The following is a 23,433-nucleotide window of genomic DNA, read 5'->3' as shown; positions in this document are numbered from 1 at the left end:
CGAAGTGAAATCGGCATAGCATATGAATACCGTTCTTGAGTTGATACAGCAATATGGCTTGCTGATTGTGTTTGCCAGTGTGTTTCTGGAGCAAATGGGGCTGCCATTACCGGCCTACCCGACCTTGCTGCTGACGGGCGTGCTGATTGGCAATGGTCAATACTCCTGGGCCGCCATGTTGCTGGTGGCGGTAGTCGCCGCCCTGATTGCTGACTCGATCTGGTATCGTGCCGGGCGCAAATATGGCAAACGCGTCATGGGCAAACTGTGCAAAATATCTTTATCACCAGACACTTGCGTCAGGCAAACCGAAGCGCTCTATTTAAAATTTGGCCCGCCCGCGTTATTGATATGCAAGTTTGTGCCTGGGTTTGCGTCTATCTCCAGCGCCCTGGCAGGCTCGTCTGGCACACGCTATTGGCTGTTTGTGCTCATGGATGGCCTGGGCGCCGTGCTGTGGGCAGGCTCTGCATTATGGTTGGGGCATTTATTCAGCTCAGCGATTGATGAGCTCATGCTCACCCTGGTAGAAATGGGTAAGTGGGGCACGCTACTGGTGCTGGTGTTGATCACCGCGTTTGTCGCTGCCAAGTGGTGGGATAGGCAGCGTTTTATCAAGAGCCTGCGTATGGCGCGCATCAGCGTCGACGAATTAAGCACGCTGCTCAATAGCGGCGCGGCGCCTGTGATTCTTGATACAAGAGCCAAGCACCTGGTGGAGGATGGCTGGATTCCGGGCGCACAGTTTGTCACGCTGGAAGGTGTAGACCAACTGGTGCTGGAGATTGATGAAGATGCGCCGGTGGTGTTGTATTGCTCGTGCCCGAATGAAGTGACAGCGGCCAAAGTGGCCAAAAAACTCATCAGCCGGGGCTATCGCAATATCCGCCCGCTGACTGGTGGCATAGATGCCTGGCGTGATGCTGGCTTTGAGATCACCACGCCAGAACAAGAGGCCATGATGAAAGCAGCGCATGTTTAACGTGGTCGGCATTGCGCTCAAGCGCCCTTATACGTTTGTTGTCATGGCCTTGCTGATTTTAATTTTCGGCACGCTGTCTGCCATGCGCAGCCCGGTCGATATTTTTCCTGAAATCCGTATTCCGGTGGTGGCGGTGGCCTGGCAATATACCGGCTTGCCGCCCGATGAAATGGCGGGCCGCATCACCACGCTGTATCAGCGCACCCTGACCACCACCGTCAACGATATTGAGCACATCGAGGCCAGCTCGTACATTGGCTTTGCCATCGTTAAAATATTTTTCCATTCGGGTGTGAATATCGCCACTGCCAATGCGCAGGTATCGGCCATCTCGCAAACGGTGACACGGCAAATGCCGCCAGGCACCACGCCGCCGCTTATTCTGAATTACAACGCCTCCACGGTGCCCATTTTGCAAATTGCCTTGTCAGGCAAAGGGCTTACCGAGCAAAACCTGGCTGATCTGGGCCTGAATGCGGTGCGTATTCGCCTGGTCACGGTGCCGGGGGCTGGTGTGCCTTTTCCGTATGGCGGCAAAAGCCGTCAAATTCAAATAGACCTGAATCCACCTGCCTTACAGGCACGCGGCTTGTCGGCGCAGGATGTTTCAAATGCCTTGGCCGCCCACAATATGGTGGTGCCAGTGGGCACGCAAAAGATAGGCAGTATTGAATACAGCTTAAACCTCAATAATGCCGCAGCGGCGATTGAAGACTTGGCCAATATCCCAGTGAAAGTGGTGAATGGTGCCACCGTGTATATGCGTGATATTGCACAGGTGCGTGACGGTAACCCGCCACAAACCAACATTGTGCATGTAGATGGTAATCGCTCAGTGTTGATGACCATTTTGAAAAATGGCGCTATTTCGACATTGGCGATTGTCGACGGCATTAAAGCCAAGCTGGAAGAAATTAAACCTGGCTTGCCAGACACGCTGATTGCAACGCCGATCAATGATCAGTCTATTTTTGTACGCGCGGCGATTCATGGTGTGGTGTTTGAGGGGGTGCTGGCGGCAGTGTTAACCAGCCTGATGATTTTGCTGTTTTTGGGCAGCTGGCGTTCGTCGCTGATTATTGCAACCTCGATTCCGCTATCTATACTGGGCGCGATTATTGGGTTATCCGCCATCGGCGAAACGCTCAATATTATGACCTTGGGTGGCCTGGCACTGGCGGTGGGCTTGCTGGTGGATGAAGCAACGGTGACCATTGAAAACATCAACTGGCATCTGGAGCAGGGTAAGCCGGTTGAGCAGTCTATCCTCGATGGCGCGGCGCAAATCGTCACGCCCGCGTTTGTTTCACTGCTGTGTATTTGTATCGTGTTTGTGCCTATGTTTTTTCTTGAGGGCGTGTCGCGCTACCTGTTTGTGCCCATGGCCGAAGCCGTGATGTTTGCCATGGTCAGCTCGTTTATTTTGTCGCGTACGCTGGTGCCGACCATGGCCAATTACCTGCTCAAACCGCATCTACATCACGAGCACAGGCTAGCTAGCCGTAACCCGCTGGTGCGTTTCCAGCAAGGGTTTGAAGCCAGGTTTGAGCGCATCCGCCATGGTTACAAAGCAATCCTGATCCTGGCTGTCGACCATGGCCGTTTATTTATGGCCGGCTTTATGGCCGTGGTATTGCTCTCATTTTTATTGCTACCCATGCTGGGCAGCAACTTTTTCCCTAGTGTCGATAGCGGACAAATATTGATGCATGCGCGCGTGCCGGTGGGAACGCGTATTGAAGATACGGCCAATCGCTTTGCGAATATTCAGGCGGCGATTAAAAAAGTGATTCCTGCCGATGAAATTGTGACCATTGTCGATAACATCGGCATGCCGATCAGTAGTATTAACATGACCTATAACAACACGGGCTTAATCGGGGCACAGGATGGCGATATCCAGATCGCGCTCAAACCGCATCATGCGCCCACCGCCGAGTATATCCGCACCTTGCGCGAGCGCTTGCCCAAGCAGTTCCCGGATACGACATTCTCTTTTCCGCCTGCCGATATTGTCAGCCAGATTCTTAACTTTGGCTCACCGGCACCGATTGATATCCAGATTCGTGGCGGCAAGCTGGCCGACGACTTTGCTTATGCCAACCAGTTGCTGGCCAAGGTGCGCAATGTGCCCGGCGTGGTCGACGCGCGTATTCAGCAATCACGCAGCCGCCCGTCGTTTGATATTGCGATTGATAAAACCCGCGCGCAGGAGATCGGTATCAGTACGCGAGATGTCACTAACAGCATGGTGATTAACCTGGCGGGTAGCTCGCAGGTGTCGCCCACTTACTGGCTGAATCCGGCCAATGGCGTCACTTACCCTATTGTGTTGCAAACACCGCAATATCAACTGGATAGCCTGAATGCGCTGGCCAATTTACCGATTAGCGGTAGCGACGGCCCGTTGCAGACCTTGGGCGGGATTGCCACGTTTAAGCGCAGTATCGGCAATGCGGTGGTCAGCCAATATGATATTCAGCCCATGGTGCAAGTGCACGCCAGCACACAAGACAGAGACCTTGGTGCGGTGGCGGCCGATATTCGCACCATTCTGGAAGAGACCAAAAACCAGGTGCCCAAGGCAGCGAGTGTGGTGATGCTGGGGCAGGCTTACACCATGGACCATGCTTTCACTGGCCTGTTTTTTGGCTTGCTGGGCGCGATTGTGCTGATTTACCTGCTGATTGTGGTTAATCTGCAATCCTGGAGTGACCCGTTTGTGATTATTTCTGCCTTGCCTGCGGCGCTAGCGGGCATTGTCTGGATGTTGTTTGCGACTTATACGCCTTTGTCTGTGCCTGCGTTAACTGGCGCGATTATGTGTATGGGGGTGGCAACCGCCAACAGTGTGCTGGTGATCAGCTTTGCCCGTGAACGATTGGCTGAGTTGCAAGATGCCACCGCCGCGGCGATTGATGCGGGCTTTGTACGCTTTCGCCCAGTGTTGATGACTGCACTGGCGATGGTGATAGGCATGACCCCCATGGCGCTGGGGCTGGGTGAGGGCGGCGAGCAAAATGCGCCTTTGGGTCGCGCCGTGATTGGGGGGTTGCTATTCGCGACAGTGGCCACCTTGCTGTTTGTGCCGGTGGTGTTTAGCGCCATCCACAAAAAAAACTACCCGCGACCTGTCAGTGCTTCTACCGGAGATTTACATGAATAATTCTGCAACGACTACCTCCCGTGGCATCAAGCTAGGCGGGCTGTTATTGGCGCTGGCCGCGATTGGGATTGTGATCGTTGGCATCACCAGCCGCGCCAGCAATCACGACAAACTCAACGCATGGACGCAACAGCAGGCAGTTGCCACTGTGAGCGTGAGCCAGCCCGATCACGGCGCAGAGGCAGGTAGCCTTAATTTGCCCGGCCGGTTTGAAGCCTATGCACGGGCGCCGATTTATGCACGCGTCAGTGGTTATTTAAAACAGTGGAAGGTCGATATTGGCGGCAATGTCAAAAGCGGGCAACTACTGGCAGAAATCGAAACGCCGGACCTGGATCAGGAGTTACTGCAGGCCAGGGCCGACCTCGCCAGTGCGCAGGCCAACGTGGCCCTGGCCGAAACCACCGCCAAACGCTGGCAAGAGATGCTAAAAACGCAGTCGATCGCGCGGCAGGAGGTAGATGAAAAACTGGGTGATTACCAAAGTAAACAAGCCATCGTTAAAGCGGCTGAAGCCAACGTGAACCGTTTGCTGGCGCTCAAGAGTTTTGCCAATATTATGGCACCGTTTGATGGTTCGGTGACGGCGCGTAATACCGATACCGGCGCACTGATTAATGCCGGTAGCAGCGGCAGCACGGCACTGCCCTTGTTTGAAGTGTCCAACACGCGCAAGTTGCGTTTATATATCAATGTGCCGCAAACCTATGTCAGCCAGATCAAGCCCGGCGGCAAGGCCAGTTTTACGGTGCCGGAATCCCCCGACGCGGCGTTTGAGGCCACCATACAAACGACTTCCGGCGCCATTAATGCGGCGTCCGGTACGACGCTGGTACAGCTGCTGGTCGATAATGCTTCTGGCCGTTTTTTGCCGGGTGGATTTGCCAATGTGAATCTGGCCTTAAATAATGCCGCAGGCCGCTTGAGCATTCCGGCCAGTGCGCTCATTTTTGATCAAAACGGGCTTAAAGTCGCCACCGTGGGCAGCGATCATAAAGTGACTTTAAAGACCATTACAATTGCGCGTGATCTCGGTAAAACACTGGAGGTACAGTCTGGCCTGACCAGCAATGATCAGGTGATTGAGAACCCGCCGGATGGCCTGAACGCGGGTGACCAGGTGAATATTGCCACCACCGCAGGCTCGGCTAAGTAAATCAAACCTGGCTGTTAGCCGAGGTTGATGTGTGTGCCAAGTTTGGTTAGCGCGTCAGCACCAGCCAACCACTTAAGGCAATCGCCGTTGCTGCCAAAAACAGGTTCACTGCTGGCGGTAACCAGGCCACATGACCGCGCGGTTTTTCCTGTGGGTTCAGCGATTGGCAAAATACCAGAAACTGCACCGCAGACAACAAGGCCGTACAGGCGCCGATGAGAATAAAACCGACCCCGATATACAACGACAACGCACTTTGCGCATGTGGTAATGGGTGATCGTGTGCAACGAGTTGCATAAACAGGCCAAAGCGCTCAATCACAAATCCCAGCCCCATCAGCGCAATCGCTGAGCGTTGCCAGGCCAGCAGAGTGCGTTCGGCCGCAAAATAAACGCGTGGATCATCCAGGTAAGACATATCGCCTCTTTCAGGTTTTTCGTTGTGCCGAGATCACGCCAGGCACCTGTTGCAATCGCTGCAGCAAGTGCTGCAGTTGATCAATGTCGATCAGTTCTACCGTAAATTGCATCAATGCCACATGGTTGCGACTCAGTGTGTTGGCCTTGGTGGTATTGATCTTTTCACGCGCAAACAACTCACTGATATCACGCAGCAAGCCCTGCCTGTCGCTGGCTTCCAGCACAATATCCACCTCTGATAAGCCTGGTTGACGGTTGCCCCATTGCGCAGCCAGCAGCCGGTTCTGGCGACTCTCTGCCAGGCGGCTAATAAACGTGCAGGCCTGGCGGTGAATGGTGACACTATGGTTACGTGTCAGGTAGCCGACAATAGGCTCTGGCGAGACGGGTTTGCAGCATCTGGCCATGGTGGTTTGCACATTGCCTATGCCTTCAATGGTGACCCCGGCATGGTTGACCTGCGAGGCGGTGGGGCGCTTCACCAGCGGCGGCACTGGCGCTGCTTCTGCAGGTGCTATTTCAGCTTGGATAGTAATGGCAATCTGATGCTCGCTAATGTCGCCGCGACCAATGGCGGCCAGGCAGTCTTCCAGTTTATTAAATTGCAGTTTGTGTGCAATACGCTCTAGCGGCAGGCTGCCGGCACCGGCTCTATGCAGTTCTTTATCCAGCTTGGCGCGGCCCTGGGTGACATTCTCCTCAAAATGCTGATATTTAAACCAGTGCCTGACCTTGGCGCGTGCACTCGGGCTTTGCAAAAATCCCAGTGACGCATTCAGCCAGTCGCGGCTGGGCGCGCCTTGTTTGGCAGTGAGAATCTCCACCCGCTGCCCATTCTCAAGCCTGGTGTGTAATGGCACGATTTGACCATTAATTTTTGCACCTTTGGTTCTATGGCCAAGGTCGGTGTGCAGGGCATAGGCAAAATCAATCGGCGTGGCCCCTTGTGGCAAATCAATCACCTTACCTTGTGGCGTTAACACATACACCTTGTCTTGAAACAGTTCGCTATTAAATTGTTCCAGCAAGTCGCCATGGTCGGCCACTTCGTCTTTCCAGGACAATATCTGGCGTAACCAGGCGATTTTTTCGTCAAATTTTGCATCTGACTTGCCGCCTTCTTTGTAACGCCAATGAGCCGCGACCCCCAGCTCAGAGTGCTGGTGCATTTCAAAGGTGCGAATTTGCACCTCAAGCGCGAGGCCGCGCGGGCCGCTCACGGCGGTATGTAGCGAGCGGTAATCATTGCTTTTGGGGCGGGCAATATAGTCGTCAAATTCGCCGGGAATCGGCTGCCACAAATGGTGCACCAAGCCCAGCGCGGTGTAGCAGTCTTTAATGTCGTCTACCATGATGCGCACGGCACGTACATCGTACAGCTGGTTAAACTGCAAATGCTTGCTCTTCATTTTTTTGACGATGCTGGAAATATGCTTGGGCCGCCCACTGACGTCAGCCGCAACCCCCGCCAGTGTCAGTTCGTGTTGCAACTGGGCCACCACGTCTGCAATATACTGCTCGCGGTCCACACGCCGTTCGTCTAGCATCTTGGCCACCTCTTTGTATAACTGAGGTTCAAGATAGCGCAACGATAAGTCTTCCAGCTCCCATTTTAATTGCCATACGCCTAGCCGATTGGCCAGCGGTGCAAAAACGCTCTGGTTTTCGCGTGCGATTTGCACTTGTTGCGCCGGGCTGGCTGCAGATAAATGCCTGAGTAATTGTGTACGCTCTGCCAGCTTGATTAGCACCACGCGAATATCCTGCACCATGGCCAGCAGCATCTTACGCAGCACTTCCAACTGTTGCGCGCGATCAGCAGGCTTGTGGCCCGACTGATGCAAGCCTTCAACTTCACTTAACGCCTGAATTTGCGACATGCGCGAGATGCCGTCAATCAAACTCACCACCGTGTTGCCAAAGCGTGTGGTGAGGCTGGCAGACCAGTCACTCATCGCGTCTGGTGCAGCATGCAAGATGGCGGCAATCAGACTATCGGCGTCCATGTTCATGTCTGCCAACATGGCGGCCGTGCCTAAGGTGTGTTGCAGCAGCGGCGCATTGTTAAGGGCGTGTTGCCCGGCATACAAGGTGGCGGCCAGTTCGCCAGCCTGGCAAATCTGCGCCAACTCACTGGTAGTAAAGCGTTGTGGTAAAGACTCAACCCACAAAGCGAGCGCTTGAGGATCGTTATCATTAGGGGTGTGAACAGGGCGGCGGGCTGAAACCATGCAGTATTATCGCCGCGATAATGCGCCAGCGTAAAGTAAAACGCACCCTGAACAACTGTCAGGATGCGTACTTTGAACCATGCATCAACCTTGAGGTTGCGCGTGAGCGTTTAAAGTGAGCGGCTAGCGTTAGGCAAACAGGCTAATTCCCAGCGCCGCCGCCAACACAATACCAATGGCCAAAATCAGAAAAATAAAGAAAAACACTTTTGAGATCGTGGCAGCGCCAGACTCGATGCCCCTGAACCCGAGCAACCCTGCGACAAAAGAGATCACAAGAAATAGCAATGCATAATAAAGCATAGGTCTGACCTTTCGTTTTGGAGCGTTGATGATGGTGGCATCATAAAAGGCGGCGGCAGCTTACCATATCAGTGCTTTGCTAAATTGCTGGTCAGAATGTGCCTACGTGACAATAGAACATTGGCTGGGCGCCAACCCGCCCTGTGCGCGGCCCGAAACCAATGCAGGCGGCAGCTGTTGATTTGTCAACATTTACGCGGTGCTGGTTGTTGATTTAGCAGCATCTGTTTTTTTAACCCATTGATTATAAAAAGGTTTGAATCTGGCATTTTATTTGCTGTTAAGTAAAAACATTGTTTAATCAGGAAATCACATGCCAAGAATCATTGGAGTCTCTGGAAATATCACGGCGCCCTCCAGAACGCTATCGCTGGTGGAGGCTGCCGTTGCCAAGGCGAGCCAAAAGTTTCATAGTCCGGGTGAGGTGATTGATATTGCCAAACTGGCCGCAGACCTGGGGCCTACCGTGTCATTTAACCAGTTTCCGCCTGCCTTGACGCAGGCTTACGATAAACTGCATCAGGCAGATATCATCATCATAGGCACGCCCGTATATAAAGCCTCCTACACCGGTTTACTCAAACACTTTTTTGATCTGGTAGACCCGAAAAAACTCACCGGTAAAGTGGCTATTTTAGTCGCCACCGGCGGCAGTGATCATCATGCGCTGGTGCTCGAGTCCCACTTAAGAAGCCTGGCCAGTTTTTTCGGCATGTATACCATTCCGACCACGATTTATGCCAGAGATGCTGAGTTCACTGACTATCAACTAGACAGCACCGTGATTGAGCAACGCATTGATCAGGCATTGGCGCAAGCAGCTGTGTTAATCAAGCAGAATGTGCCAGAAGCGCTGGTGGCTTAACACTTTGTTTTAGCGTAAAAAAAGAGGGGATATTCTCCCCTCTTTTTTTATGCGATCAGGTTGAGTTCTTTTAACCTGGCGCGCAGGATATTCCTGCTGATGCCGAGTAGTTTTGCTGCGTGTACCTGATTGTTTTTGCTATGCGCATACGCCTTGCTGACGGTGGTGCCATTAATCAGTTCATACAAGTTTTCAGGCCCTTGCTCAAATAACTCCTCGAGTATGCTTTCCAGTTTGTAGAGCGCACTTTGGCGCTCGTAGCTGACGCGGCCCGGCAGTGGTGCTGAATAGCCGCTGTCTTCATCTGCCGTTAACTCCGGCCGGTTAAAGCTGATTTTAGGCAGGTTCAAATCTTTGGGGTACAGCGTATCCGATGTGCTCACCAACACCGCACGGTGGATGACGTTTTCCAGCTCACGAATATTGCCTGGCCATGGATACTCCATCAGTAGCGAGGTGGTTTCAGGCGCCAGTTTGTGGTCAGATGTATTCAACTTGTTGCGATAAACAGTTAAAAAGTGCTCAACTAACGGCAAAATGTCGCCGCGACGCTCGCGCAATGGCAGCAGTTCAATTGGCACGACTTTAATCCGGTAGTACAAGTCTTCGCGGAAGCGTCCGGCTTTGACGGCTTCTTCCAGGTTGACGTTGGTGGCTGCAATCAGGCGCACATCAATCGGGATCGGCTTTCTGGCGCCTACGCGTACCACTTCACGTTCTTGCAAGACACGTAATAACTTCACCTGGGTCGATTGCGGCAAGTCACCGATTTCATCCAAAAATAAGGTGCCGCCGTTGGCGGTTTCAAACCAGCCGACTTTGGACGCATTGGCGCCGGTAAACGCGCCTTTTTCGTAGCCAAATAATTCGCTTTCAACCAGGGTCTCTGAGAAGGCACCGCAATTAATTGCCTGAAACGGCCCGTTTCTGCGGTTGCTGAGCGAGTGAATATGACGGGCAATCAGCTCTTTGCCGGTGCCTGTTTCACCAATGATCAGTGCGGTCGCATTGCTGGAGGCAATCCGTTCGATCAAAGACAGCAAGTTTTGTGATTTGGGATCGCTGAACACCAGTGCACTTGCCCGCACGGACAAGCTGACGGCAGACGGATTCGGGTGTGTGATCACATGATCGGTACGTTCGGTGTACGAATCGCGGATATCCCATCGTTGTGCGCTCATCATTGACTCCTTATTAACAGGCGAGTCACTATATTACATTGATCATTAATAAGTCAAAGTTCTATAAATTATAACAATATTCATATTTGTTATATTGAATGCCACACAGATGCTCGCGGGAATTCAACATTTTGCTGTGTTAATCGCAACACTTGTTGCGTTGGCAACAGCCGTTTTTTTTGTATATTTTTTATAAGTGATTGATTTTTAATTGTAAGTTTTATCTGTTGTTGGTGGCACAGTCTTTGCACTATTGCTCATGTTGTTTTCGCATGCATTTTGAAAGGACTGACAATGACTGTCGTGACTATTAATACCGAACTGGATCTGGAACGTTACGTGAGTGAGACTGTGGCAGAAGCCAAACTGGCATTTGACGTGTTTCGTGAGACGGACACCATCACTGCCAATGGCACTGTAGGCTTTGTACACCGCGTGCCAGGCCAGGACAAGTTGATCATCGTCAATGATCCGGGCCCGTTTAACAAAGGCAAGCCGATTGAAGCCACCGTGGTTGGGTTTGATGGCACCGTAGTGAGCGGTAAAGGCAGCGGCGCCGGCGCTGGCCGTTACACCAAGTTGTTTCAGGTGCGGCCAGAAGTAACCACTATTTCGCACATACATTCCACTTATTTGGGTGCCTGGGCGCAAACACATCGCACCTTGCCAATTCGTTATGTACCCGTGCAGCGTTTTAACCTGATTAAAGAATTACCGATTTATATTGATCGCCGTCAGCAAGAGGTTGATTTTATTTTAGACCAGATTGCGATTAACCCGCATCACACCGCCATCCTCGAAGCCAATGGTGGTTCCACGGTGTGGGGCAAACAAGGCTTGCGCAAATTGGCCGAGTTTATTTTGTTACTGGAAGAGGGCGCTAAATTGCAGACATTGGCAGAGGCCTTGGGTGGTTCGCGTGAATATGGCCCAGGCGTATTAAAGCAGCAATGGAAAATGTCCAAGCTGTATGACCAAGCCAAAGAAGAAGGCTTGTTACGTCCATCTGACTTGTAACCAGGAGCGAGCTCGTGACCACAACACACACTATTGACCAACTCTGGTTTACGCGTTGCCCGGTGCCGACCGCCACAGGCCTGGCCTATAAGTTAGGCTGGCTCAGCGAAGAGTTCGCGCGCGACAACATTAATATTGCCACCTTGCAAGAGGCGCCCAAAGAGTTGTCTAAACATCATTATGATCACGCGTTGCCTAGCTTGATTCGTGAAGGCGGCAATTTGCTGGCGCTGGCGGCCAAAGCGCAAGGCGCACCCACCAAACTCATCGGCCTGACCTGGATTGACGAGTGGCAAGCGATTTTGGTACGGCCAGATAGCGGCATTACCGAGCCTGCGCAATTAAAAGGCTTGCGCCTGGCATTGCCTGCTTTTATTGAGCACCCGATTGCCAGCCATGTGCGTGGCAGCAGTATCGCTCGTGGCATGAGTTTGCATGGCTATAAAGGTGCATTGAATATTGCCGGATTAACATTGGATGATGTCACGCTGGTGGAGGTGCCTGCTGGCAGTGGCAACCGCAATGGTCTGGGTGAATTGTGGTCTGGCCTGGATGCACTGATTGAAGGCAAGGTGGATGCCGTGTATGTAAAAGGCGCGTCTGCTGTAGATGCTGCGAAACGTGTCGGCGCGGTGGTCGGCATAGACCTCGATAGTTATCCTGCGTTGTCTAGCCGTGTGAATAATGGCACGCCGCGGCCGATTACCGTGCATCAGTCATTGCTGGACAATCATTATGACCTGGTGGTGCGTTTTCTCTACCAGACCTTACGGGCGGCAGAGTGGGCCAAGAGCAACCTCAACGGTGTGCGTGACATTCTGGCATCCGAAACCCGTTCTGGCGAAGACGGTGTGGCCACCGCTTATGGTGAACACTTTCATTTGCAGTTGGCGCCGGATTTGTCGCCAGAGCGCATAGAACTGTTCCGCCAACAAAAGAACTTCATGCTGGTGCATGGCCTGCTGGATAAAGACTTTGACCTCGATGCGTGGATTGATATTAGGCCGCTGCGTGATGCCGAACAACAACTGCATCAATATGCGGCAGTTGCCTAAAGCCCTGTTGCGCCTGGTTTGAGAATAAAAAAGGAGTAAGTAGTGAATAGATTTTTACAATATGTATTGTCAGCCTTGGCGCTGACTGTGTTGGCTGTGCCTGGTGCTCACGCCGCCGAAACCGACCCCACTGTGGTGAAAATTGCCACCGTCGCTTATAACCTCAATGGCAAAACCCGTTATTTGGGCAGCACTGAGCTGGCCAGTGAAACCGGCCTTGAGGAGGCGTTGACCAAGCGCGGCGTCAAGCTCGAGTGGGTGCCTGCTGCGACTGCGATGGTGGGGCCCATTGTCAATGAGGCATTTGCCAATAAAAGCATAGACTTTGCAGCTTATGGTGATTTGCCGCCCATTATTTTGAATGGCTCCAAACCACGCGTACAACTGGTGGCGCCGTGGGGCCGTAGCGGTAACTCTTATTTGGTGGTGCCCGCCAACTCAAGCGCAAAAAATATTGCTGATCTCAAAGGCAAGCGTATTGCCTTACATAGAGGCCGTCCATGGGAGATTCCATTTGCTAACCTGGTGCAAAAAAATGGCTTCAAGCTGACCGACTTCAAAATCGTGAATGTCAATCCGCAAGTGGGGGCGGCAGCGCTCGCCAGTGGTTCTGTTGATGCGTTTTTTTCATTGAGCGATGCTTATAACCTGGTCGATAAAGGTGTAGGCAAAATCATCTGGTCAACCAAAAATGCACCGCCGGACTGGAAGCTGATGGGTGGTTTGTGGGCGCGCAATGACTTTGTTAAAGAGCACCCGGAGTTGACGCAAGTGATTGTGACGTCATTTATCAAGGCCAACTACTGGGCGGCGCAAGAGGCGCATAAAGAGACTTACCTCAAGCAATATGCCAGTCTGGTGCAGCCAGAAAGTGTGGTCAGACGTGACTATGAAGACGACAGTGTAAGTTGGCGTGACCGCTGGTCGCCACTGTACGATCAGGCGCTGGTGGATCATTACAAGCGTGCTGCGACTTATGCGCGTGAGTCTGGCCTGATTCGCAATGACATCAATATTCAGCAGTTGCTCAACTCAAGCTTTGTCGACAAAGCCTTGAAAGAGCTTAACCTGGAAACGTTCTGGGCACCTGCCCGAATCGCATCACAACAATAACCCTCATTGCCTCCCGGCAATCTCTTGCAACAGATGGTCTCCCGCCATCTGTTTTTTTCGTCTGTTGCTGTGACAGCAGCTGTCGCCAGCCAAATGATGGATATACAACATTGCGCAATAGCGGGTATTCGGCTGTTCACTTATAAGTTTTTGATTATTAAGTGATAAATATTATTTTTTAACTTGGCACAGCGTTTGCGTATATCACTTTGATATTTTGTACAGGATGAAACATGAGTCGCCCTAAAACCGCTTTAAGTGTGATCAATGAAGCGCACCTAGATGCTCTGGCCGAATCTCTCACGGATTCAATTGGAGAAAACCCTGCTGCGGTGAAAGCTGCAGCGCTGCGTGGTGCGCAACACCTGTCACTGGCAAGCTCTGCCGCTGTGCTGGCAGTCGAGGGCGTCTCCAAGACGTTTCAGCTCAACGGCAAAGCACTCACCGTGCTGTCTGATTTTTCGCTGGCGGTGACTAAAGGTGAGTTTATTTCAATTGTGGGTAGCAGTGGTTGCGGCAAATCTACCTTGCTCAGGCTGATTGCCGGCCTGGATAACAGCTATGACGGCAGCATTGTCTGGCTGGGTGACAAGGTGTCAGGCACCTCGCTCGATAGAGGGCTGGTGTTTCAGGAGCATCGTTTGTTCCCGTGGTTAACGGTTGAAAAAAACGTGGCGCTGGCACTGGAGTCTTCTGGCTTGTCGCAGCAGGAAATTGATGCGCGGGTAAAACATCAGATTGAGCTGGTTGGTTTGAGTGGCTTTGCGCAAGCGTTTCCGCATCAGATTTCCGGCGGCATGTCGCAGCGCGTTGCCATCGCCAGAGCCTTGGTGCTTAAACCACGCCTGCTGTTGCTGGACGAACCCTTTGGCGCGCTGGATGCCCTGACCCGACTCAAGATGCAGCAAGAGTTGCAGCGTTTGTGGGAGACCGAAGGCACGACGTCGATTCTGGTCACGCATGACGTTGAAGAAGCCGTGTTTTTGGGCGACCGCGTGGTGGTGATGGAAGCGAATCCAGGCCGCATCAAACGTGTGGTCGATGTGGATTTACCCAGACCGCGGCACCGTGCCTCGGCGGCGTTTCAGCGCATTAAAGATGATGTGTTAAGCGACTTCATCGAGATTAGTTAGAGTTATAGGAGTTTGTATGTCAACAACGGCACTGAAAACGCCAGCACAGCATTCCACAATCTGGGATTCCCTGTCAGATAAAAGCAAGGCCAGACGGTTGGTTGCGACCAGCGAGGATTTTGATAAGTTGTCTGAGCGTGTAGTCAGTCAATGGAGTCGTGTCGATCAGATCATTCCACGCAATAAATTGCTGGCATTGATTGCTGTCGTGGTGGTAGCGCATATCATTGGGCTGACGGGGTTTATCAATGCCTTGCATCAACCCAGCATCGTCAAGCCAAAGAAAGCCGAGGTGATTGTTGAGTTTATAAAACCGGAGGTGATTCCGCCGCCAGTGATTGAACCGCCAAAACCACCGCCGCCTCCGCCACCAAAAGTACAACGTGCTGATCCACCGCCGCAAGCGGCCAAGCCTGCGGTATTGAGAACGGCACCTGCTGCGCAAACCATTACAGCGAACGACATTGTGATACAGGAAAACACCACCGCGGTGAAAACCAGCGGCCCGGTGGTGGCTGAGCCGACGCCAGAGCCGGCGCCACCACCAGTCGTGAAAGAAGAACCGCTGGTAGAGGCCAAAGGCGGCGTTGGTCATTTAAATAATCCTTCACCTGAGTACCCTGACTTTGCTGCTGACCAGGGCTTGGAGGGGACGGTGACGCTGCGTGTGAAGGTATTGCCAAACGGCAAGCCTGCTGAAGTAAAGGTTAAGAAGTCCAGTGGCCACGGGATACTGGATGATGCTGCGGTTGCTGCAGCAAAACGCTGGGCATTTACCCCGGCAAAACGTGGGAATACCCCGGTTGAAGGCTGGGCGATATTTCCGGTTGAGTTTAGGCTGCAGTAATTTTTTTAATTTGAAAAGGAAAGTGTATGTTTAGTTTAGAAACTTATCAAAGTGCATCCCCAGTGGTGCTTGGTGTATTGATTACCTTGCTGGTGGCCTCAGGTGTGACCTGGACCATTATTCTGGCCAAGTCGTTCCAGGTGTGGCTGATTCGCAAGCAAAACGTGAAGTTCAGAGCCGCTTTTTGGGGTGCCAAGAGCTTGCAAGAGGCCGCAACCCTGGAAGGCCATAACGGCCCGGCTCATCGGGTGGCTCAAGTTGGCTTTGAAACTCTGAAAGACCTCGATGTAGAGTCTGCCGATGACTTGCGTCATAGCGGCGACCGCCAGGAAGTGCTGGAGCGCGCACTGCGTCAGCAGATTCAAAAAGAGCGCGTGTTGCGTGAGGCGGGCTTGGTGGTGTTGGCCAGTATTGGCAGTACCGCACCGTTTGTCGGCTTGCTGGGGACTGTGTGGGGCATCATGCATGCACTGACAGACATCAGCAAACTGGGCACCGCCAGCCTCGAAGTGGTGGCAGGCCCGATTGGTGAGGCGCTGGTTGCGACAGCGATCGGTATTGCAGTCGCGGTGCCTGCGGTGTTGGCTTACAACTTCTTTTTGCGTCGCTTAAAAACCAGCAGCACCAATCTGGATGACTTTGCTGAAGACTTAATCAAAGTATCTCGCCGCGTGACATTTAAAAAGTCAGATGCTGCCAAGGCCGGTGAGTTTGTTGCATCCTCTTCAGCTAACTCTGCGGTGGTGCGCAACCTTAAAGGAGCAACCGCATAATGGCTATTTCCACAAATGCTGATGATGATGTATTGAGTGAAATTAACGTCACGCCCTTGGTCGATGTCATGCTGGTTTTGCTGGTAGCGTTTATTGTCACCGCACCATTGATGACCAATGCGATTCAGGTCAATTTGCCTAAAACGGCTACCACCAAAGCACCGGAGCAGAAAAAGCCGGTGACGGTATCTGTGGATGCCACTGGTAAGCTGTTTATTGACCGCCAGGAATATCCGTTAGAAACAATAGAGCCCGAGCTGAAGCGCCTGCATGACAGCAACCCGGATGTGACCTTGCACTTGAGTTCTGATGAAGCGGTGAACTACGGCAAAGTCGCCAAAGTGATGGCGGCGATTGAGCGTGCCGGCATTACGCGCGTGGCTGTTTTGACGCAAGGCGAGTAGTGAGCGCAAGCCTGGGAGTGACTAGATGACGCAATATTTGACAACCTTCAATGCTAAAGCATGGGCGCCTTTTCTGATCTCGCCCATTCTGCTGCTGGTGTTCTGGTGGTGGGTGGCTGACGCTGGGCTTTATTCGGACGACATTTTGGTCTCGCCGGGTGCCGTTGTGGCCACGTTGCAAGAACTCACGGTCAATGGCGAGCTTGCCTTGCACTTAAAGGCCAGTTTCTTTCGCTTGCTCACCGGGTTTAGCATCGGGGCACTCAGTGGTGTGCTGTTTGGTATCTGGATGGCGATTTCACCCAGAGTGGAGGCATTTGCCCTGCCTTTGTTTCAAGGGTTGCGCCAGGTGCCGACCATTGCCTTGATTCCTATCCTGATTTTGTTATTGGGTGTGGATGAAATTTTTAAGGTAATTATTGTTACCAAAGCTGCTTTTTTAACGGTTGCGCTGGCCGCCTATGATGCAACCAAAGGCGTCTCAAAAAACTATTTTGAGGTGGCGCGTATTTATCATCTGCCTAAAACCACGCTGTATCGAAAATTGATTATTCCGGCGATTACGCCACCAGTCTTTACCGGGCTCAGGATTGCTTTTTCACGCTCGTGGACCATATTAGTGGCTGCCGAATTGCTGGCAGCCGATAGTGGCATCGGTCAGATGATGCAGTTGGGGCGTGAAATGTTCCGGCTCGATGTGGTCATGGTCGGTGTCGTGATTACCGGCCTGGTTGGTTTTAGCATAGACAAAGTGTTTAAGTGGGCAGAGATTCGCCTGATTCCCTGGCAATCTGCCGCGAAAGCATAAGCAGTCCATCAACAGCAAGTGAGTAGATAGGTCATCAGCATGCAGCATTCTTTTTATAAATGGATCCCGGATTGGCGTGGCTGGGTATTGCCGATATTGGTTATTTTGGCCTGGGACGCGATGTCGCGCCTGGATGCGAATCACGCCTATGCGTTTGCATCGCTGGGGCAAATTTGGGCCGGTGTGCTTGAACTGTGCCGCAGTGGTGAGTTGCTGGTGAATGTGCAAGCCAGTGTGCAGCGCGCCATCACCGGCCTGGTGTTGGGCGCCAGTGCCGGTTTTCTGGTCGGGTCATTGGTCGCAGTGTCGCGTACAGCCAATCTCCTGATTACGCCGATTTATCATGCGATCCGGCAAGTGCCTTTGCTGGGGCTGGTGCCACTGTTTGCTTTGTGGTTTGGCAATGGCGATGTGTCCAAGTTGATCGTGGTCAGTCTGTCGGCGTTTTACCCGGTAGTGCTGTCTACCTTTGAAGGCATGCTGCAGGTTGACCGAAAGTTTAATGAGGTTGGGCAGGTGTATCGCTTGAGCCGCTGGCAATTGTATCGCCATATCACCTTGCCCGCAGCCTTGCCACAGGTGTTTACCGGCTTTTCATTGGCGCTGGCATTTGCCTGGCTATCTACCATCGGCAGCGAGCTGCTGTTTACCGCGGGTGCTGGCCTGGGCAATTTAATGATGAACGCGCAAGAGGCGTCCAGGATGGATGTGCTGATTATTGTGACGTTTGTGATTGGCGTACTGGGTTATCTGATGTCTTTGCTGATCAAGTTAGCCAGTACTCACTTGTTTAAATGGCGCCAGGTGAGCTAAGCCGCTGCCAACCATCACAAAAACCATATGTAGATCTTGCCGCAGCTTGCGTGCTGCCTACTGGGCGTGCTGCTTACCGGGCGTGCTGCCTTGCGGCAAGGTCAAATAACTTAGAAGCAGACTCTTTTGACTGAACACGCGCTTGAAAAAAAACCAGTATTACCGCAGTCAGGTCCAGACCCATGGCCTGCTTTTTTTGCTTTTAACCACCGTCATTACCCGCTGATTCGCTGTTTATTGCTTTATTGCAGAACACCAATCAGGTTTTGGCTTTGCACCGGTTTGTTTGCGGCAGCCAATGTCATGCTGGCGTTACAGCAAGGGCTGATTGCGCGTGCGATTGATGATGTGCAGCATGGCAAAGCGATTGTGCGCACGGCCACTGGTGGTTTGAATAGTGAGGTGGCCTGGCACTGGTTATTCATCATCGTTGGCATTGCCTTGGCGCGTGCCGCGATCCTGTATTTTGTTGGCTGGCTATCCTTGGTCATCCAGCAGCACCTGATTGGTCATTTGCGCGAGCGTATCCTGATTCAGGTGCAACGGTTAGACCAGCGTTATCACTGGCAGCATGGCGCCGGTGTGCTAGTCACGCGCACCACGCGCGACTCAGACAAATTGCGCGATGCGTTGATCAGCTTTTGGCGCCAGGTGGTAGACACCGCATTAGTGGTCACCGCCGCCATGGGTTTTTTATTCTGGTATGACTTTTGGCTGGGCCTGGTGCCACTGCTGCTATGTTTGCTGGGCTTTGGCATTTTGCTGTTGCAAACCGAGCACCTGGTTAACCTTGATAGGGCTGTTGGTGAAGCATACGATGCCGTTAACCAGGACCTGACCGAGGGCGTGAACGGTGTGCGCGTGATTAAAGCTTTTGTGCTGGAGGCCAGCCGCATTACACGTTTTGAGCAACAGGTGCAGCGCTTTATGGCGCAGGCGTTTGCTGCGCTGTCGTTTTATACCTCGCGTATTCCTTTGCCGCAGTTTGTAGTGGCGCTGGGGCAGGTGTGGGTGTTGGGGTTTGGCTGTCATTTGGTCTACACGCATGTGCTTAATCTCGGCCAACTGATTGCCGCTTTACTCATGGTTAACACACTGGTGTTTCGCGTGGAAGGTGTCGGACGGGTGATGCAGGTGTTTGCAGACGCGCGTTCGTCGGCGGCCCGTATCTGGGACTTGCTGGATGCCGAGCCGGACATACAGTCTGGCACTGAGGTACTGCCAGCAGATCCGTTGTCACTGCGCTTTGAGCAGGTGTCGGTATTGCCGCCCGCAGGCGGTAACCCCGTGCTCAGTGATTGCACGTTTGAGATCGGTGCCGGTGAAATCGTGGCGCTGGTCGGCACCACCGGCTCTGGTAAAAGCACGCTGGCTGGCCTGGTGCCAAGGCTGACAGAAGTCACGCATGGCCGGGTCGCTATTGCAGGCAGTGATGGCCACTGGCTAGATGTAAAAGACCTGCGATTGGCCGATTTGCGTCAACAAGTGCATACCGTGCCACAAGAGGCCTTTTTGTTTTCTGACACCCTGGCCGCCAATCTGCGGCTGGCTGCACCCGAAGCGACTGACGAAGACCTGGTATGGGCATTGCACATGGCCAGTGCTTCTGAGTTGCTGGTGAGTTTGAGTGATGGCCTGCAAACCCGCATTGGTGACCGTGGTGTGACCTTGTCTGGTGGCCAGCGGCAACGTGTGTGCCTGGCGCGTGCTTTGCTCGGCCAGCCACGCATTCTAGTGCTGGATGATGCCACCAGTGCGCTGGATGCAGTGACTGAGCGCAATGTATTACATAATATTCGTGCCCTTAAAACGCAGGGACGCGCCACGACTGTGCTGGTGATTGCCAGCAAGTTATCTACTATTTTGCTGGCAGATAAAGTGCTTTTTCTGTCTGATGGCCGCATTTTGGCGGCAGATACGCACCAGGCGCTGGTGAGTCATCATGCCGGTTATCGTGCACTGATGGGGGTGGATGATGGCCGCTGAACGTAACCAGAATGTCAGAGCGTTGTCTGATATTGAGCTCGAAGAAACGCTGGCCAAACAACAGCTGAACCGCAGTATGTTTGGCCGCCTGCTGCCGCTACTCAAGCCGGTGCGTAAGTATATTATTAGCGCGATGGCATTGGAGTTGGCGCTGGTGTGCTTTGTGTTCTTGCGTCCTTATTTTATTCAGCAGGCGATTGATGTTGGCCTGATTTATGAGGCACAGAGCGCCACTGATCATGGTGCCGTGATCGGCTTGAATTGGCATGTGATTAATCTGGCCATGCTAGGGCTGGCAGGCATGTGGGCGGCACGTTTTGTGCTGGCTGGGTTGTCGCAATATTTTTCTGGCACGGCGGCCATCCGTATTTTGAACCAGTTGCGCATAGACCTGTTTAGCCATGTGCAACAGCTCAGCGTGGCTTATTTTGACCGCACCAAGTCAGGTCGCATTATTTCAAGAATCGACCGCGATATTGATGCGCTCGAGCCATTATTAATTCAGGGGCCGCCTGAGATATTCTCAGCCCTGCTGCGGTTTGTGATGGCCGCGGGTATCTTGTTATGGGTGTCGCCCACTTTGTTTTACCACCTGGCGCTGGTAATTCCTTTGCTTATACTCTCTAGCACGCTGTTTCGCAAACTGGCCAGCCAGCATTTTGCCCGCGTGGCTGAAAACCGCACCCGCTTTACCGCGCACCTGGTAGAAACCGTGGCTGGCGTGCGCATCATCAAACAGACCGTGCAGGAAGACAGTAATCTGCAACGCTACCGTGCGCTGGTGAATGCCTTTATTCACTCACTGGTGCGCAGCAATATTGCCTCTGGCTGGTTCACGCACTTTACCGGCGTGCTGACCATACTGGGGCTGATGTTATTGCTGGTGGCGGGCGGCCAGGAGGTCACGCTTGGGCATTTAACGCTGGGACAGTTTGCCGCCAGCCTATTTTACGTTTATATGTTTTTGGGCCCGCTGCAAGAGCTGGGTGACCTGGTTGAGCGTTACACCAATGGCGTTGCCTCGGCCCAGCGTGTGTTTTTATTGCTGGATACGCAGCCAGAAATTGTAGATGACGCGAAGGCGATTGCCTTGCCGGCGATTCGAGGCGAAGTGGCGTTTAAAAATGTCAGTTTTTCCTATTTGCCAGGGCAGTCAAAACCCGTTATCCGAAACCTGGATTTAACCGTTCCCGCTGGCCATGTGCTGGCGATTGTCGGCCCCACCGGCCATGGTAAAAGTACTTTAATTCAGCTGCTAACGCGCTTTTATGATGTGCAACAGGGGCAAGTGCTGATAGACCAGGTCGATATTCGCCAGCTTAGCCAGCGTAACCTGCGCCAGCACGTGGGCGTGGTGTTGCAAGACAATGTGTTGTTTAGCGGCAGCATTGTCGATAACCTGCATTTGGCCAAACCAGAGGCTAGCCTGGCTGACTTTGAACAAGCGGCAACCGAACTGGGCATTGATGATTTAATCCGCCGCCTGCCGCATGGTTATCATACCGAGGTTGGGGCATTGGGTGCACACCTCAGCCATGGCCAGCGTCAGCTTATTTGCCTGCTGCGCGCTTATCTGGCTAATCCTACTATCCTTATTTTAGATGAAGCGACGTCGGCGGTTGATATACAAACCGAGCGGCGCATTCAGCACGCGCTGCGCCGTTTATGTGAAGGCCGCACCGCCATTATTATTGCGCACCGTTTAGCTACCATCCGCGATGCTGATCTGATTGCCGTCATTCACCATGGCGAGTTGGCCGAGCTGGGCCCGCATGCGCAACTGATCAGGCAGCAGGGCAAATATGCCGAGTTGTACCACGCGTATGAGGCGGGTGAGCAGCTTTAAGCAAAGTCACAATCAAACTGTTGCCATGACATCAGTCGACTGTTTAATCGCGCGCACCGATCTGGTTAGTGGTGTTGATTGTTATCGCTAACACGTTGAATTTTATTGAATATTTAAGTTTCTTTGCATTTGGCATATTTTGTGCAAATAACTGCATGAGCACACACTTAATTCACTAAAGGACGAGATCATGAGTAATCAACAACAATTGCCTGACAATACGCTGTGGTTTACGCGTTGTGCCGGTAACGGCCAGGGTGGCGTACCCACCGCTTCCGGCATCGCATTTAAACTGGGCTGGTTGCAACAAGAGTTTGCCAACGATAATTTGCGCCTGCGTGCCTTGCAGGATGATGACAGCGCAGACTTCAGACATCACCATTACGACCACGGCTTGCAAACATTGATCCGCGAAGGCGGTAACCTGTTTGCGATTCCGGCCAAGGCGCAAGGCGCAGAAACCCGCTTGATTGGCCTGACCTGGATTGAAGAGTCGCAGTCGATTATTGTGCGTCCGGATGCCAATATCCGCCGCCCGGAAGACCTTAAAGGCAAGCGCTTGGGGTTGCCAGCGTATAACCCGAAAGATGTCATTGAAAACAAGCGCGGCCGCACCATCACCCGCCATAGCAGCTTGCATGGCTACAAAGGTGCGCTGGACTCTGTTGGCTTGACGCTGGATGATATTCAGTTGATAGAAGTGGGTCAAAACGAAGTCACGCCGTCTGGCCGCCGTTATGGTGGCTGGCAATCGAGCTTTAATGCTTTGCTCGAAGGCAAAGTCGATGCTGTTTATGTCAAAGGCGCTGCCGCGCAAGATGGCGCGCGTGACCAGGGCCTGGTGGTGGGGATAGACCTGGATGCCCTGCCGGAAAAACGCTTTCGCGTGAATAACGGCACCCCGCGTCCGATCACTGTGCATCGTTACCTGCTTGAAAACCACTACGATTACGTGGTGCGCTTTTTAACCCAAACCTTGCGTGCTGCCGAGTGGGCAAAAACCAATCTGGCTGGCGTGCATGAAATCCTGCAAAGCGAGACGGGTGGCACCGCAGAAGGCGTGGCTGCGGCTTATCGCAACGGCTTTCACCTGTCACTGGCGCCTGATTTATCGGCTGAGCGCATTGAGTTATTCCGTCAACAGAAAAACTTCTTGCTCACCTACGGTATTTTAGACCGCGACTTTGACTTTGATGCCTGGATAGACACCAGACCGCTGGCCGATGCCGAGCAGGCATTACAGCAACTGTTGGCTAACGAACAGGGTGGCAAACTGGCCGCGTAATGTGATGCAGGCGCATGTCTTGCCGATATGCGCCTCGATTATTTTTAGG

20 protein-coding genes are annotated in these 23,433 nt (G+C 52.7%); 16 read left to right on the top strand and 4 right to left on the bottom strand.

The annotated features are described in order from the left end of the window. Positions 1-22 precede the first annotated feature (22 nt). From METH5_RS0102900 to METH5_RS0102890, 3 genes are read left to right on the top strand one after another with little or no spacing between them, the layout of a single operon-like run. Positions 23-982 (top strand): DedA family protein/thiosulfate sulfurtransferase GlpE, encoded by a 960-nt coding sequence (locus METH5_RS0102900; protein ID WP_029147093.1) that lies wholly within the window; start codon positions 23-25, stop codon positions 980-982. After that, the gene (locus METH5_RS0102895) at positions 975-4,148 is read left to right on the top strand and encodes an efflux RND transporter permease subunit (RefSeq protein ID WP_029147092.1); all 3,174 of its coding nucleotides are present in this window, start codon (positions 975-977) and stop codon (positions 4,146-4,148) included. The genes METH5_RS0102900 and METH5_RS0102895 overlap by 8 nt, the downstream gene beginning before the upstream one ends. Then, on the top strand, positions 4,141-5,304 hold the full coding sequence (locus tag METH5_RS0102890; RefSeq protein WP_029147091.1) for an efflux RND transporter periplasmic adaptor subunit: 1,164 nt from the start codon (positions 4,141-4,143) through the stop codon (positions 5,302-5,304). Before METH5_RS0102895 ends, METH5_RS0102890 begins: the two co-directional genes overlap by 8 nt. Before the next feature lie 46 nt (positions 5,305-5,350). Here METH5_RS0102890 and METH5_RS0102885 read toward each other — a convergent pair whose 3' ends face one another. From METH5_RS0102885 to METH5_RS15345, 3 genes are all read right to left on the bottom strand, one after another. Further along, positions 5,351-5,722, bottom strand: a complete 372-nt coding sequence (locus METH5_RS0102885; RefSeq protein ID WP_029147090.1) for a YidH family protein — start codon at positions 5,720-5,722, stop codon at positions 5,351-5,353. Positions 5,723-5,732: 10 nt separating this feature from the next. Beyond that, a complete protein-coding gene (locus METH5_RS0102880) occupies positions 5,733-7,955 on the bottom strand; it encodes a bifunctional (p)ppGpp synthetase/guanosine-3',5'-bis(diphosphate) 3'-pyrophosphohydrolase (RefSeq protein WP_029147089.1) in 2,223 nt (740 codons plus the stop codon). Between the two features lie 129 nt (positions 7,956-8,084). Then, positions 8,085-8,258, bottom strand: a complete 174-nt coding sequence (locus tag METH5_RS15345; protein ID WP_029147088.1) for a DUF1328 domain-containing protein — start codon at positions 8,256-8,258, stop codon at positions 8,085-8,087. A gap of 313 nt (positions 8,259-8,571) precedes the next feature. Here METH5_RS15345 and METH5_RS0102870 point away from each other — a divergent pair, with 313 nt between their 5' ends. After that, positions 8,572-9,123 carry an NAD(P)H-dependent oxidoreductase gene (locus tag METH5_RS0102870; protein ID WP_029147087.1) on the top strand — a complete coding sequence of 184 codons (552 nt, stop codon included), beginning with the start codon at positions 8,572-8,574 and terminating at the stop codon, positions 9,121-9,123. Positions 9,124-9,170: 47 nt separating this feature from the next. Here METH5_RS0102870 and METH5_RS0102865 read toward each other — a convergent pair whose 3' ends face one another. Further along, on the bottom strand, positions 9,171-10,304 hold the full coding sequence (locus tag METH5_RS0102865; protein ID WP_029147086.1) for a sigma-54-dependent Fis family transcriptional regulator: 1,134 nt from the start codon (positions 10,302-10,304) through the stop codon (positions 9,171-9,173). Between the two features lie 294 nt (positions 10,305-10,598). On the opposite strand from METH5_RS0102865, the gene METH5_RS0102860 reads away from it, so the two are divergent. The 12 genes from METH5_RS0102860 (at position 10,599) to METH5_RS0102805 (ending at position 23,384) form a co-directional block, all read left to right on the top strand. Then, complete coding sequence (locus tag METH5_RS0102860) at positions 10,599-11,321, top strand: class II aldolase/adducin family protein (RefSeq protein ID WP_029147085.1); 723 nt, start codon at positions 10,599-10,601, stop codon at positions 11,319-11,321. Between the two features lie 14 nt (positions 11,322-11,335). Then, positions 11,336-12,376: an ABC transporter substrate-binding protein gene (locus METH5_RS0102855; protein ID WP_029147084.1), complete on the top strand. Its 1,041-nt coding sequence runs from the start codon at positions 11,336-11,338 to the stop codon at positions 12,374-12,376. Between the two features lie 42 nt (positions 12,377-12,418). Further along, complete coding sequence (locus METH5_RS0102850; protein ID WP_029147083.1) at positions 12,419-13,489, top strand: ABC transporter substrate-binding protein; 1,071 nt, start codon at positions 12,419-12,421, stop codon at positions 13,487-13,489. Between the two features lie 233 nt (positions 13,490-13,722). Then, the gene (locus METH5_RS0102845) at positions 13,723-14,622 is read left to right on the top strand and encodes an ABC transporter ATP-binding protein (protein ID WP_029147082.1); all 900 of its coding nucleotides are present in this window, start codon (positions 13,723-13,725) and stop codon (positions 14,620-14,622) included. A 16-nt stretch (positions 14,623-14,638) separates the two neighbouring features. After that, entirely contained in the window at positions 14,639-15,469 is an 831-nt protein-coding gene (locus tag METH5_RS0102840; protein ID WP_029147081.1) for an energy transducer TonB, read from the top strand. A gap of 26 nt (positions 15,470-15,495) precedes the next feature. Beyond that, positions 15,496-16,242: a MotA/TolQ/ExbB proton channel family protein gene (locus METH5_RS0102835; RefSeq protein WP_029147080.1), complete on the top strand. Its 747-nt coding sequence runs from the start codon at positions 15,496-15,498 to the stop codon at positions 16,240-16,242. Next, positions 16,242-16,646: a biopolymer transporter ExbD gene (locus METH5_RS0102830; protein WP_029147079.1), complete on the top strand. Its 405-nt coding sequence runs from the start codon at positions 16,242-16,244 to the stop codon at positions 16,644-16,646. Before METH5_RS0102835 ends, METH5_RS0102830 begins: the two co-directional genes overlap by 1 nt. Positions 16,647-16,671: 25 nt before the next feature. Continuing rightward, positions 16,672-17,454 carry an ABC transporter permease gene (locus METH5_RS0102825; RefSeq protein ID WP_036307552.1) on the top strand — a complete coding sequence of 261 codons (783 nt, stop codon included), beginning with the start codon at positions 16,672-16,674 and terminating at the stop codon, positions 17,452-17,454. 39 nt (positions 17,455-17,493) lie between these two features. Beyond that, positions 17,494-18,267, top strand: a complete 774-nt coding sequence (locus METH5_RS0102820) for an ABC transporter permease (RefSeq protein WP_036307550.1) — start codon at positions 17,494-17,496, stop codon at positions 18,265-18,267. A 126-nt stretch (positions 18,268-18,393) separates the two neighbouring features. Next, positions 18,394-20,253 carry an ABC transporter ATP-binding protein gene (locus METH5_RS0102815; protein WP_036307544.1) on the top strand — a complete coding sequence of 620 codons (1,860 nt, stop codon included), beginning with the start codon at positions 18,394-18,396 and terminating at the stop codon, positions 20,251-20,253. After that, a complete protein-coding gene (locus tag METH5_RS0102810; protein ID WP_036307543.1) occupies positions 20,240-22,099 on the top strand; it encodes an ABC transporter ATP-binding protein in 1,860 nt (619 codons plus the stop codon). Before METH5_RS0102815 ends, METH5_RS0102810 begins: the two co-directional genes overlap by 14 nt. Positions 22,100-22,289: 190 nt before the next feature. Further along, positions 22,290-23,384 (top strand): ABC transporter substrate-binding protein, encoded by a 1,095-nt coding sequence (locus METH5_RS0102805; protein WP_029147074.1) that lies wholly within the window; start codon positions 22,290-22,292, stop codon positions 23,382-23,384. The last annotated feature ends 49 nt before the right edge of the window (positions 23,385-23,433 follow it).

This window comes from Methylophilus sp. 5 (assembly GCF_000515275.1).
Lineage (GTDB): Bacteria > Pseudomonadota > Gammaproteobacteria > Burkholderiales > Methylophilaceae > Methylophilus.
Note: the sequence above shows the minus strand (reverse complement) of the source record. Positions and strands in the feature narration are given on the sequence as shown.

What these genes read in the sequence shown, in the direction of transcription:
- METH5_RS0102830 (WP_029147079.1), top strand. Translation starts at nt 16,242, where the DNA reads ATGGCTATTTCCACAAATGCTGATGATGATGTATTGAGTGAAATTAAC.
- METH5_RS0102895 (WP_029147092.1), top strand. Translation starts at nt 975, where the DNA reads ATGTTTAACGTGGTCGGCATTGCGCTCAAGCGCCCTTATACGTTTGTT.
- METH5_RS0102825 (WP_036307552.1), top strand. Translation starts at nt 16,672, where the DNA reads ATGACGCAATATTTGACAACCTTCAATGCTAAAGCATGGGCGCCTTTT.
- METH5_RS0102835 (WP_029147080.1), top strand. Translation starts at nt 15,496, where the DNA reads ATGTTTAGTTTAGAAACTTATCAAAGTGCATCCCCAGTGGTGCTTGGT.
- METH5_RS0102805 (WP_029147074.1), top strand. Translation starts at nt 22,290, where the DNA reads ATGAGTAATCAACAACAATTGCCTGACAATACGCTGTGGTTTACGCGT.
- METH5_RS0102845 (WP_029147082.1), top strand. Translation starts at nt 13,723, where the DNA reads ATGAGTCGCCCTAAAACCGCTTTAAGTGTGATCAATGAAGCGCACCTA.
- METH5_RS0102870 (WP_029147087.1), top strand. Translation starts at nt 8,572, where the DNA reads ATGCCAAGAATCATTGGAGTCTCTGGAAATATCACGGCGCCCTCCAGA.
- METH5_RS0102810 (WP_036307543.1), top strand. Translation starts at nt 20,240, where the DNA reads ATGATGGCCGCTGAACGTAACCAGAATGTCAGAGCGTTGTCTGATATT.
- METH5_RS0102890 (WP_029147091.1), top strand. Translation starts at nt 4,141, where the DNA reads ATGAATAATTCTGCAACGACTACCTCCCGTGGCATCAAGCTAGGCGGG.
- METH5_RS15345 (WP_029147088.1), bottom strand. Translation starts at nt 8,258, where the DNA reads ATGCTTTATTATGCATTGCTATTTCTTGTGATCTCTTTTGTCGCAGGG.
- METH5_RS0102900 (WP_029147093.1), top strand. Translation starts at nt 23, where the DNA reads ATGAATACCGTTCTTGAGTTGATACAGCAATATGGCTTGCTGATTGTG.
- METH5_RS0102860 (WP_029147085.1), top strand. Translation starts at nt 10,599, where the DNA reads ATGACTGTCGTGACTATTAATACCGAACTGGATCTGGAACGTTACGTG.
- METH5_RS0102880 (WP_029147089.1), bottom strand. Translation starts at nt 7,955, where the DNA reads ATGGTTTCAGCCCGCCGCCCTGTTCACACCCCTAATGATAACGATCCT.
- METH5_RS0102820 (WP_036307550.1), top strand. Translation starts at nt 17,494, where the DNA reads ATGCAGCATTCTTTTTATAAATGGATCCCGGATTGGCGTGGCTGGGTA.
- METH5_RS0102865 (WP_029147086.1), bottom strand. Translation starts at nt 10,304, where the DNA reads ATGAGCGCACAACGATGGGATATCCGCGATTCGTACACCGAACGTACC.
- METH5_RS0102840 (WP_029147081.1), top strand. Translation starts at nt 14,639, where the DNA reads ATGTCAACAACGGCACTGAAAACGCCAGCACAGCATTCCACAATCTGG.
- METH5_RS0102885 (WP_029147090.1), bottom strand. Translation starts at nt 5,722, where the DNA reads ATGTCTTACCTGGATGATCCACGCGTTTATTTTGCGGCCGAACGCACT.